Below are 12,298 nucleotides of genomic sequence, written 5' to 3' on the forward strand. Positions count from 1 at the left end.
TATATTAATGCGCTTCTTTATCTACTAAATTAACTTCGACTGCTCCAGTTTCTGCAAGTAAACTTTGTAATTCATTCTCATTACCGTGAACCGCAATTTCAATTAAAAAATGATCATCTGTTGTTCTAGGATCTGGATTTTCAGCATTTTTAAATGGCCACATTCTACTTCTTAAATAAAATGTGATAACCATTAAATGTGCTGCAAAAAATACTGTAAGTTCAAACATAATAGGCACAAAAGCAGGCATATTTTCTATATAGCTAAAACTTGGTTTTCCACCAATATCTTGAGGCCAGTCTTCAATCATAATAAAATTCATCATAACGATTGCTACTGTTAAACCTACCAAACCATACATAAAAGCTGTAATAGCTATACGTGTTGGTGCTAACCCCATGGCTTTGTCTAGCCCGTGAACTGGAAATGGTGTATATATTTCTTCGATGTGATGTCTTGCTGCTTTAACCTTTTTAACGGCTGACATTAAAACGTCATCATCAGTATAAATAGCGTGAATAACTCTTGAAGCTTCCATTGACTATGTTTAGTTTATTAATTTTTTAGCTTGTCCAGACCAATCATCACGTTCTGCTCTTCCTGGGAAAGATCCTGTGATGCTATCTAACAAATCATATTCATTTTTGGTCATTTTACTTACCTGTAGGAATGTAAAAATACCAATACTGTTCAATACTTGTTCCATTTTAGGACCTACGCCACTAATTTTCTTCAAATCATCAGAAGTTTGAGTAGCAGGATCAAAAGTTCCTATAGATTCAAGTAATGAGTTTGTCATTTCTGATTTATCACCTTCAATTACTGTTTTTGTAGGTTCTGTTGCGATAACATGCGTTACTTTATTAGAAGTTCTCTCATCAGCACCAGTTCCAACTAAACTTTTACCAGACTCTCTAATATTTTTATAACGCTCTCCAGAAGATTTTAAAATAGTCTTCACCTCAGCCTGAGCAATTACAGGGAAAGTTCTAGAATATAGTAAGAACAACACGAAGAAAAACCCAATAGTACCAATAAATATTCCTATGTCTACAAATGTTGGCGAGAACATAGTCCAAGATGATGGTAAATAATCTCTATGTAATGACGTTACAATAATTACAAAACGCTCAAACCACATACCAACGTTTACTACTATAGAAATAATAAATGAAAACATGATACTAGTTCTTAATTTCTTAAACCACATAAATTGTGGTGAGAATACATTACAAGACATCATCATCCAGTATGCCCAAGCGTAAGGTCCCGTTGCTCTATTTAAGAATGCATATTGCTCATATTCTACTCCAGAATACCATGCGATAAATAGCTCTGTAATATATGCAACACCAACTATAGAACCAGTAATCATAATTACGATGTTCATTAATTCTATATGTTGAACTGTTATATAGTCTTCTAAATTACACACTTTTCTCATTATAATTAAAAGTGTATTTACCATAGCAAAACCAGAGAATACAGCACCTGCAACAAAATAAGGTGGAAATATTGTGGTATGCCAACCTGGTATCACAGAGGTTGCGAAATCAAAAGATACTATAGTGTGTACAGAAAGTACTAATGGTGTAGCTAAACCAGCTAATACTAGTGATACTTCCTCAAAACGTTGCCAATCTTTTGCTCTACCCGACCATCCAAAACTTAATAATGCATATATTTTCTTTTGAAAAGGTTTGATAGCTCTATCTCTTAGCATTGCAAAATCAGGTAATAATCCTGTCCACCAGAATACTAATGATACAGATAAATATGTTGAAATTGCAAATACATCCCAAAGTAATGGTGAATTAAAGTTAACCCATAAAGACCCAAATTGATTAGGAATTGGTAATACCCAATATGCTAACCATGGACGACCCATGTGTATAATTGGAAATAAACCTGCTTGTACTACAGAGAAAATTGTCATAGCCTCCGCAGAACGGTTAATTGCCATTCTCCATTTTTGGCGGAATAATAAAAGTACTGCGGAAATTAATGTCCCCGCATGACCGATACCTACCCACCAAACAAAGTTAGTAATATCCCAAGCCCAGTTTACTGTTTTGTTTAAACCCCAAGTTCCAATACCGGTAGAAACAGTGTAGATAATACAGCCAATTCCCCAAAGGAAAGCTGCAAGTGCAATACCGAAAACTATCCACCATTGCTTATTGGCTTTTCCTTCAACAGGCTTTGCTACATCCACGGTAACATCGTGATATGATTTTTCGCCTGTAACTAAAGGTCTTCTAATAGGTGCTTCGTAATGAGACGCCATAATTATATAATTGATTCTTTAATTTGATTTATACTTCAGTTGTATTTCTCACTTTAGTTTGGTACATCACATTTGGTTTTGTGCCCACACTTTCTAATAAGTGATACATACGGTTATCTTCTTTAAGTTTTGCAACTTTACTATCTTTATCATTGATATCTCCAAATATCATAGCACCATTATTACATGCTGCAGAACACGCTGTTTGGAATTCACCATCCTTTATAACACGTCTATCACGTTTAGCATCAAGAATTGTTTTTTGTGTTTTCTGTATACACATAGAGCATTTTTCCATAACACCTCTAGAACGAACTACTACATCAGGATTTAATACCATACGTCCTAAATCATCATTCATATGATAATCAAATTCGTCATTGCCAGTATATAAAAACCAGTTAAAACGACGCACCTTATATGGACAGTTATTAGCACAATAACGTGTACCAACACATCTATTGTATGCCATGTGATTTTGACCTTGACGCCCGTGTGCAGTTGCTGCAACAGGACAGACAGTTTCACAAGGTGCATGATTACAATGCTGACACATTACAGGTTGAAATGCTACCTGAGGATTAGCGGATGGATCTTCCATTTCACCAAATCCACCTAAAGAACCATTATCGCCCCATAAACCAGACATATCTTCTTTCTTGGTATTATCTCCTTCAAATGTTTCATCTGATGAGTAATATCTATCTATACGCAGCCAATGCATATCGCGACTACGTCGTACTTCTGTTTTACCAACTACTGGTACATTATTTTCAGCATGACACGCAATAACACAAGCACCACATCCTGTACAAGCATTTAGATCTATTGATAGGTTGAAATGATGTCCTATTGAACGGTCAAACTCATCCCATAAATCAACTTCTGGAGATGTTACTGGAGTCTCTTCATGATTTAAAGACACTGTTGGAACTTTATTCCACACATCCCTGTGCTTAGTGTTAAAAACCTCTAAAGTAGTTTCTCTTAGAATGTCACCACGCCCCATTAAAGTATTGTGTAATTGAATACAAGCAAACTCATGTGTGCCTGATACCGCTTCTACAGAAACATTTTGAACAGTATTAAAGTTTTGATATAACGGATACGCATTAACTCCCGTTTGCATTTCTTCTTTTAATCCAAGTTTTTTTCCATAACCTAATGCTAAACCTACTGAACCTTTAGCTTGACCAGGTTGGATTATTACAGGAGTAATTGCCGAAACACCGTTAACAGTAATTTTAGCATAATTACTATTCAAACCACCATTGGCAACATTCTCGTTTATTAACCCTAAAGTTTCAGCATCTGCTTTAGAAACTGTTAGATAGTTATCCCAAGATGTTCTAGTAATTGGATCTGGGAATTCTTGTAACCATGGGTTGTTGGCTTGTTGACCATCACCCATACCTACTTTAGTATATAGTGTTAATTCTAACCCGTTGGATGTTGCAGAAGAAGCCAATGCTCTTGCAGCGTTACCAGAAGGTGATTCAATATTTTTATCCTCAACATCAGCTAACTCAACACTTTCTGCTATCGCTCCAACATAAACACCATCATGCAATGCTTTGTTAAAAGAACTCTCGCCTAAAATATTAGTACCCCAAGTTGATTTAATATAATCATGGTAAGAACTGTCATTTCCTAACCACTTTAATAAACTTTCCTGAAACTGTCTTGTATCAAACAAAGTTCTAATAGTAGGCTGTGTTAACGCGTAATGACCTTTCTTTAATTCTACATCTCCCCAAGATTCTAAATAATGAGGTGCTGCAGCAATATATTGACATTCTGAAGCCGTTTCATCCTCTTTTTGAGAAAAGGCAACTGATAATGTTGTGTTTTTTAATCCTTCTAAAAAACCATCTGCATTTGGCAACGTATAAGCTGGATTAACACCGCTTATAATTAGGGCACCAACTTTACCGGCTTTCATATCTGCAACTAATTGCATAACAGATACATCATTACCCTGTCTCGTTTTAACTGGTGTTTTAGGATCAAATGCTTTACTACGTAAGGTTTCATTAATTTCTAAAGCTACAGTTTGTGCATTCACATCCTGCAAACCAGTTACTACAACACCTTTACTTCCTGCTTTCTTTAATTCAGAAGCTGTTTTAGCAACTATTGTATTAATATCTTCTGGTAGATCTGTAGATACTGAACCTCCAACTATTAAACTGTATAATTTTGCTAAAACTTGTTTTTGTTGTGATGGTGTTAAAGGTACACGCTTGTCTGCATTTGCACCTGTTAATGTCATATTAGATTCAAACTGAACATGACGTGACATTTTACCATGATCTGGAATTCTATTTTTAGAATATCCAGCATCGAAACCACCACCTTGCCAATCTCCAATAAAATCTGCTCCAACAGATACAATAGTCATTGCTTTAGCAAAATCATAGTTTGCTAAACCTCTTTCGCCATATTTAGCCTGAAAAGCATCTAAAGCAGTAGATTCTGAAACTGCATCATATTGAATATGACTTACATTACCGTATTTTTCAGAAAACTCAGTTACCAACTTATTTGTAGACGGACTTGCATACGTTTGTGTCAATAACACAATAGGTTTGTTAGCAGCAGCTATATCGGTTAATATTTTTGATGTTTCAGCGTCAAAAGTCTCCCAAGAAATATCATTACCCTCCTTTTTTGGGCCTTTTACTCTCAAACTGTCATACAAGCCTAAAACAGAAGCATTAACTCTAGCATTAGCACCACCATTAGTGGCTGCCATTTTATTATTTTCTATTTTAATTGGACGACCTTCTCGAGTTTTTACTAAAATACTAGCAAAATCAAAACCATTAGCAATTGTAGTTGCATAGTAGTTAGCAACTCCAGGTATAATCTCTGTAGGTTGCACTACGTAAGGGATTGATTTCTTTACTGGTCCTTCACACGCTGCTAAAGAAGCTGCAGCTGTGGTAAAACCAACATATTTTAAGAAATCACGACGTGAAGTAGAAGTAGCCTCTAATGTATCTTTATCACCTAAAAATTCATCAGTAGGTATTTCTTCAACAAACTCGTTTTGTTTTAGCGTCTCAACAATAGAGCTATTTTCGTTTAGCTCTTCAACACTTTTCCAGTATTTCTTGTTTGATGACATATTATATAATTGAATTACTTCTTATTAATTACTTAAAATTTTCCATCTCCATGGAAAAGATAAATCTATTTTTTAATAGTGACACTTACCACATTCTAAACCACCCATTTGAGCAGCAGTCAAATTCTCTACACCATATTTTTTTGATAATTCTTCATGAATTTTCTCATAATAGGCATTATCTTTTACAGCAACATTTGTTTCTCTGTGACAGTTGATACACCAACCCATGGTTAATGGCGCATGTTGATACATAACTTCCATCTCTTCAACTGGACCATGACATGTTTGACACTCTACACCAGCAACCGTAACATGTTGAGAGTGATTAAAATATGCAAAGTCTGGTAAGTTGTGTATTCTAATCCATTTTACAGGTTTAGATTCTCCAGTATATTTTTGATTTTCATCATCCCATCCTGCAGCAGCATAAAGCTTTTTAATTTCAGCATTGTAGTCAACACCATATTCTAGCAAACCTTCTTGCTGTGTTTCTTCTGCTACTTGATAAATTGACTTGTGACAATTCATACAAACATTTAAAGAAGGAATACCTGAATGCTTACTAACTCTTGCTGAAGAGTGACAATACTTACAATCTATACCATTATCACCAGCATGTATTCTGTGAGAATAATGTATTGGCTGTACTGGTTCGTATCCTTGATCTACCCCTATTTGCGATAAATACCCATATACAAAATATGCACTTGATAGTAAAAAGAAAATAGCAACAACAATCATTAAAAATTGATTTTGCACAAAAGCTTTCCAGAGTGGTGTTCTCTTAGAAGCTTCTTCTAACTCGATACTTTGAGCAGATGCAAATCGGCGCAATGTTTTATTTACTAGATACAACCCTATTGCTAAAAGTGCAAACAAAATTGCTAGAGCTCCTAAAATAATAGTATTTGAAAGCCCACCTGAGTTATCACCAGCACCACCCTGTGGAGCAGCAGCTACAGCAGTAGCAGCAGGTGCCTTTTTTTCTTGAGCAGTGTATGCTAAAATATTATCAATATCCTCATTAGAAAACTGAGGAAAAGCAGTCATTGCAGCACCACCATACTCATTGTAAATTTTGTTGGCATAAGCATCACCTGATTTGATAACGCCAGCACTATTTTTTATCCAAGCATAAAGCCACTCTCTCGTTAACCCTTCTTCTTCTGATAAACGCGTCTCAACATTTCGTAATGCAGGACCAGTCATCTTCTTATCTAATTGGTGACAAGCAGCACAGTTTGCATTAAAAAGAGATTTTCCCTTTGCAGGGTCTCCTTCCTGCGCAGAAATTGATGTGGTAAACGCTAATAATACAATTAAGCCCAAACGAAGGATGGAGTTGCTTAATCTTCGGTGTATCACCTGTTTCATATTGTTAGTTATATTAACTTCTAAACTTTGGTACGATTTTTTCATAAATATAGTGAAAAAACACAGTTGTAAAACTCATGCAAAAGTAATACTTAAAGTCGATTTGTAAAATGTTAGCGAACTGTTAATTGATAATTTAGATATATTCTAAATAAGAATATATCTCATGTTTTAGTTTATCTCGTATATATTTGTATAAGTTAATAAAAATAGAAAAATGAATTTAAAAAACATATTTTTTACTGTAGTATTTACAACAATTTTAGTGCAGTTTGGACATACACAAGAAGGCAAAGTTATTATAAATCAAGATGATAGAATCTCTGATCTTTTAGAGCTGAAAAAGAAAATGAATAGAAACGAAACCGATCCTAAACGCTATAAAATTCAGGTGTATTCTGGAAATAGAAGTGGTGCACAAAACGCTCAAAACAATTTTTCTGGTACTTTTGGACAGTGGCAGCCTGTGATGCATTATGAAACACCCAATTTTAAGGTTTGGGCTGGTAATTTTACAACACGCTTGGAGGCAGATAGAGCTTTAAAGAAAATAAAACGAAAGTTTCCTGCTGCTTTTATTTTTAAGCCTAAGAAAAACTAGATTGTAAAATTTAAAACTATACAAAAATAAAAAAGCGAGCTAATTAAAATTAGCCCGCTTTTTTTTATGGATTGAAAAATTTACTTTAATTTTTTCTTTACTTCTACTTCATGGAAGGCTTCTATAATATCACCTTCTTTGATATCGTTATAATTCTTCACTTGCATACCACAATCGTAACCTTTAGAAACTTCTTTAGCATCATCTTTAAATCGTTTTAACGATGCTAATTCTCCTGTAAGCACTACTACACCATCCCTTATAAGTCGTATACTAGAGTTTCTAAATATCTTACCGTTTGTTACCATACAACCAGCGATACTTCCAATTTTAGATACTTTAAATACTTGCCTAATTTCTGCTGTACCAGTAACTTCTTCTTTTAGCTCTGGAGATAACATGCCTTCCATCGCATCTTTAAGATCGTTAATTGCATCGTAAATAATTGAGTATGTTCTGATATCGATTTCTTCCTTATCAGCTATATCTCTTGCATTTCCAACTGGTCGCACATTAAATCCTACAATAATAGCATCAGAAGCTGAAGCTAATAATACATCACTTTCAGTAATAGCACCAACACCCTTGTGGAGTATGTTTACTTGTATTTCTTCAGTAGATAATTTTTGGAAGGAATCTGTTAATGCTTCAACAGAACCATCCACATCACCTTTTAGTATAATATTCAACTCTTGGAAATCGCCTAATGCAATACGACGGCCTATTTCATCTAGTGTGATATGACGTTGTGTTCTAACAGATTGCTCACGTTGTAATTGCGAACGTTTTGCTGCAATTTGTTTTGCTTCTCGCTCATCTTCAAAAACATTAAATTTATCGCCTGCTTGTGGTGCACCATCTAAACCAAGAATAGATACTGGTGTTGATGGCCCCGCTTCTTCTATATCATTACCACGCTCATCATGCATAGCTTTAACTTTACCACTATGCTGTCCAGCCAATACATAATCGCCAACACGAAGCGTACCAGCTTGCACTAATATTGTTGAAACGTAGCCACGACCTTTATCTAGAAAGGCTTCAACTACGGTTCCTAAAGCTGGTTTCTCAGGATTAGCTTTTAATTCAAGTAATTCTGCCTCAAGTAGCACTTTTTCTAATAACTCTTTTACTCCAGTACCTACTTTAGCAGATATATCATGAGATTGTACTTTACCGCCCCAATCTTCAACTAATAAATTCATATTAGCAAGACCTTCTTTAATTTTTTCAGGATTAGCTGCTGGTAAATCAATTTTATTAATTGCAAATACAATTGGTACTCCTGCTGCTTGTGCGTGAGAAATTGCCTCTTTAGTTTGCGGCATAATATCGTCATCTGCAGCTGCTACAATAATAGCAATATCGGTAACTTGAGCACCACGCGCACGCATTGCGGTAAACGCTTCGTGACCTGGTGTATCTAAGAATGCTATTTTTTGTCCGTTATCTAATGTAACACCGTATGCACCAATATGCTGGGTAATACCACCAGATTCTCCTGCTATAACGTTTTCTTCACGTATGTAATCTAAAAGTGATGTTTTACCATGATCTACATGTCCCATTACCGTTACAATAGGTGCGCGAGATTTTAAATCTTCTGGTTTGTCTTCTACTTCTTCAATAGATTCTTCTATATCGGCAGTAACAAACTCTACTTCATAACCAAATTCTTCAGCTACTATTGATAGGGTCTCAGCATCTAAACGCTGGTTCATTGTTACCATCATACCTAAAGACATACATGCCGAAATAATTTCGGTTACACCAACATCCATCATAGTTGCTACCTCACTTGCAGTAACAAATTCTGTTACTTTAAGTATTTTGCTTTCTGCTGCTTCTGCTTGTAATTCTTTTTCGGTTTGATCTCTATGTTGGTCTCTTTTCTCTCTACGATACTTAGCACCTTTTCCTTTAGAAGATTTTCCTTGTAATTTCTCAAGTGTTTCTCTTACTTGTTTTTTTACATCCTCTTCGCTAGGTTCTTCCTTAACTACATTACGACGCCCCTGTCCTTTTCCTTTAAATCTATCGTTTCGGTTACCACCTCTTTGGTTATTTCCTCCTTGTCCACCTGGACCAGCTTTACTTATACGACGACGTTTTTTCTTGGGATCGTTAGACTTATCAGAAGTTTTCTTGTCTTCCTTTTTCTTTTTAGGTTTATTGAATTTTGTTAAGTCAATTTTATCACCTGCAATTTTAGGTCCTGTAAGTTTTTTGTATTGTGTTTTTACTTTTTCGTCAGGAGTAACTAATTCTCCGTCTACAACAACTGGCTTAGGCGTTTCTTTAACTTCCTTTTTCTGTTCTACAACAGGTGTTTCTTCTTTTTTCTCTGGCGCCTTAACTTTAGCGGCTTTAGCTGGTGCTTCTTTTACTTCTTCCTTAGCAACTGGCTGTTCTTTTACAACAGGCTTTTCTTTAGCTTTTTTAGGTTCTAAATCTATTTTACCAACAGTTTTAGGCCCTGAAAGCGACTTAGAAGCTTTAACTACTTCCTCTTGTTTTGCTTTTTCTCTAGCTTCCTGTGCTTTTTGCTTTTCTTCTAGCTCTTTTTCACGCTTTATACGTAAATCTTCTTTTTCTTTCAGCTTAGCTTCACTAACTTCTTGCGACTTCATTTTTTTATTCGCATCTGTTTCAAATTCATCTGAAAGCACATTATATGTTTCTTCCGAAATTTTTGTAGTAGGACGCTTCTCTATATCAATGCCTTTGGAATCTAAAAATTCCACAGCACGATCTAAAGAAATATTAAGCTCGCGTAAAACTTTATTTAATCTAATTGTGTCAGCCATAAATTGCCTTTATAATCTCAAATATAATATGATTACCTATTCTGTTCTAATTTATTAGAAAATAGAATTGGTATTAATCTTCGAATTCTTCTTTAAGAATTCTAATAACGTCGTTTATTGTTTCTTCCTCCAAGTCTGTTCTTTTCACTAAATCGTTAACATCTTGTTCTAGGACACTTTTAGCGGTATCTAATCCTGCTTTACTGAATTCTGATATAATCCACTGTTCTATTTCATCAGAGAATTCACTTAATTCTACATCTTCTTCTGCGCCTTCTCTAAATACATCAATTTCATAACCTGTTAATTGGCCCGCCAAACGTATGTTATGACCGCCTCTACCAATAGCTTTACTAACTTCTTCTGGTTTTAAAATTACCTCAGCACGTTTTGTTTCTTCATCTAATTTGATTGAAGTTACACGTGCAGGACTTAATGCTCTAGTTACAAATAGTTGTAGATTATTGGTGTAATTAATTACATCAATATTTTCGTTTCCTAACTCACGCACAATACCGTGAATTCTAGAACCTTTCATACCAACACAAGCACCTACAGGGTCTATTCTATCATCATAAGAATCTACTGCTACTTTTGCTTTTTCACCAGGTATTCTTACTACTTTTTTTATAGTAATTAAACCATCAAAAACTTCAGGTATTTCTTGTTCAAATAATTTTTCAAGAAATACAGGAGAGCTTCTCGACATAATGATTGTAGGTTTTGCGCCTTTAAGCTCTACACTATCAATTACACCTCTTACATTATCACCTTTTCTAAAAAAATCTGAAGGTATTTGTCTATCTTTCGGTAATACAATTTCATTACCTTCATCATCTAATAAAATTACAGCTCTATGACGAATATGATGTACTTCAGCAGTATAAATTTCGCCTACTAAATCTTTAAATTGCTTATAGATTATGGTATTGTCATGCTCATGAATTTTAGAAATTAGATTTTGGCGAAGTGCTAAGATAGCACGTCTTCCAAGGTCTACTAATTTTACTTCTTCAGACACGTCTTCACCTACCTCAAAATCTGGCTCAATCTTTCTAGCTTCGGCTAATGAAATTTCTTGATTAGGCTCTTCTACTTCACCATCAGCAACCACAATACGGTTTCTCCAAATTTCTAAATCGCCTTTATCTGGATTTACAATAATATCAAAATTATCATCATCTCCAAATTTCTTCTTTAAAGCGCTTCTAAAAACATCTTCTAAAATCGCCATTAGCGTAACACGATCAATTAACTTATCGTCTTTGAATTCTGAAAAAGATTCAATTAACGCAACATTCTCCATAACTCTACTTGAATTAAAATTTAATCATAACTTTTGCTTCTACAATATCGCTGTAAGCCACATTGGCTTGCTTTTTAACAGTAACCTTACCTTTACCTATTGGTTTGGGTTCTCTAGTTTTCCACTCTAAAAGAATGTTATTATCGCTAGCTTCTGCCAAAACACCTTCTATGTTATCTGAAGTTGTTTTAACTTTTAAGGTTCTATTTAAATGTCTTTTGTATTGTCTTTTATTAACTAAAGGCGAACTTGCACCTGCAGACATTACTTCTAAAGAAAAGTCTTGCTCTTCCCTATCTAAATTGTGTTCTATAGCTCTGCTTAAAAACATACAATCTTCTACAAGCACCCCTTTATCACCATCAACAATTACTTTGATGTGGTTTGCAGAATTAATATCAAAATCTATTAAAAATAAATCTTGACGTTCTTCAAGTGCTTTATCTAGTAAATCTTGTACAGTTTTCTTAAACATATTAGTATAAAAAGAGGGGACTTTCCGTCCCCTCATATTTAATTTCGCCTTTTCAACGCGGCAAATATAATATATTTAATTGATTTTTAAAGAACTTATATCTGTTTTTATCCATCTACCGTTTGGATTTTTATAAAAATCTTAACCATTAGCTTATTTTTTCTGATTAATTTAAAAAACAGCACTTATTTACAACGATTATTAACAGAAACAATAATTACACAACTATTAATCAGATCACTTTGATTCAAAATGTTAATTATGAGTAATCCGTTGTACATTTTGAGTTGAAGTAAACAGTGTAATGTCAGTTCG

General features: G+C 34.6%; 8 protein-coding genes. 1 reads left to right on the plus strand and 7 read right to left on the minus strand.

All coding sequences use genetic code 11. The annotated features are described in order from the left end of the window. Window positions 1-4: 4 nt before the first annotated feature. From ACKGJY_RS13140 to ACKGJY_RS13155, 4 genes are all read right to left on the minus strand, one after another. Window positions 5-538 (minus strand): DUF3341 domain-containing protein, encoded by a 534-nt coding sequence (locus ACKGJY_RS13140; protein ID WP_413974362.1) that lies wholly within the window; start codon window positions 536-538, stop codon window positions 5-7. 9 nt (window positions 539-547) lie between these two features. Beyond that, window positions 548-2,287, minus strand: a complete 1,740-nt coding sequence (nrfD, locus tag ACKGJY_RS13145; protein WP_413974363.1) for an NrfD/PsrC family molybdoenzyme membrane anchor subunit — start codon at window positions 2,285-2,287, stop codon at window positions 548-550. A 28-nt stretch (window positions 2,288-2,315) separates the two neighbouring features. Next, window positions 2,316-5,417, minus strand: coding sequence for a TAT-variant-translocated molybdopterin oxidoreductase (locus ACKGJY_RS13150; RefSeq protein WP_413974364.1), 3,102 nt, complete (start codon window positions 5,415-5,417; stop codon window positions 2,316-2,318). Window positions 5,418-5,489: 72 nt separating this feature from the next. Then, the gene (locus tag ACKGJY_RS13155) at window positions 5,490-6,794 is read right to left on the minus strand and encodes a c-type cytochrome (RefSeq protein WP_413974424.1); all 1,305 of its coding nucleotides are present in this window, start codon (window positions 6,792-6,794) and stop codon (window positions 5,490-5,492) included. 217 nt (window positions 6,795-7,011) lie between these two features. Between ACKGJY_RS13155 and ACKGJY_RS13160 the strand changes: the two genes are divergently transcribed. Next, the gene (locus tag ACKGJY_RS13160) at window positions 7,012-7,395 is read left to right on the plus strand and encodes an SPOR domain-containing protein (RefSeq protein WP_413974365.1); all 384 of its coding nucleotides are present in this window, start codon (window positions 7,012-7,014) and stop codon (window positions 7,393-7,395) included. 80 nt (window positions 7,396-7,475) lie between these two features. Here ACKGJY_RS13160 and infB read toward each other — a convergent pair whose 3' ends face one another. From infB to rimP, 3 genes are all read right to left on the minus strand, one after another. Further along, complete coding sequence (infB, locus tag ACKGJY_RS13165; RefSeq protein WP_413974366.1) at window positions 7,476-10,202, minus strand: translation initiation factor IF-2; 2,727 nt, start codon at window positions 10,200-10,202, stop codon at window positions 7,476-7,478. Between the two features lie 73 nt (window positions 10,203-10,275). Further along, window positions 10,276-11,508 carry a transcription termination factor NusA gene (nusA, locus tag ACKGJY_RS13170; RefSeq protein WP_413974367.1) on the minus strand — a complete coding sequence of 411 codons (1,233 nt, stop codon included), beginning with the start codon at window positions 11,506-11,508 and terminating at the stop codon, window positions 10,276-10,278. Between the two features lie 13 nt (window positions 11,509-11,521). Beyond that, window positions 11,522-11,983 (minus strand): ribosome assembly cofactor RimP, encoded by a 462-nt coding sequence (gene rimP / locus ACKGJY_RS13175; protein ID WP_413974368.1) that lies wholly within the window; start codon window positions 11,981-11,983, stop codon window positions 11,522-11,524. Window positions 11,984-12,298: the final 315 nt, after the last annotated feature.

Source organism: Hyunsoonleella sp. 2307UL5-6, from assembly GCF_047345485.1.
Taxonomy (GTDB): Bacteria; Bacteroidota; Bacteroidia; order Flavobacteriales; family Flavobacteriaceae; genus Jejuia.

Bases quoted from the DNA above. Each gene is read 5' to 3' on its own strand.
- ACKGJY_RS13140 (WP_413974362.1), bottom strand. From the start codon at position 538: ATGGAAGCTTCAAGAGTTATTCACGCTATTTATACTGATGATGACGTT.
- nrfD (WP_413974363.1), bottom strand. From the start codon at position 2,287: ATGGCGTCTCATTACGAAGCACCTATTAGAAGACCTTTAGTTACAGGC.
- ACKGJY_RS13150 (WP_413974364.1), bottom strand. From the start codon at position 5,417: ATGTCATCAAACAAGAAATACTGGAAAAGTGTTGAAGAGCTAAACGAA.
- ACKGJY_RS13155 (WP_413974424.1), bottom strand. From the start codon at position 6,794: ATGAAACAGGTGATACACCGAAGATTAAGCAACTCCATCCTTCGTTTG.
- ACKGJY_RS13160 (WP_413974365.1), top strand. From the start codon at position 7,012: ATGAATTTAAAAAACATATTTTTTACTGTAGTATTTACAACAATTTTA.
- infB (WP_413974366.1), bottom strand. From the start codon at position 10,202: ATGGCTGACACAATTAGATTAAATAAAGTTTTACGCGAGCTTAATATT.
- nusA (WP_413974367.1), bottom strand. From the start codon at position 11,508: ATGGAGAATGTTGCGTTAATTGAATCTTTTTCAGAATTCAAAGACGAT.
- rimP (WP_413974368.1), bottom strand. From the start codon at position 11,983: ATGTTTAAGAAAACTGTACAAGATTTACTAGATAAAGCACTTGAAGAA.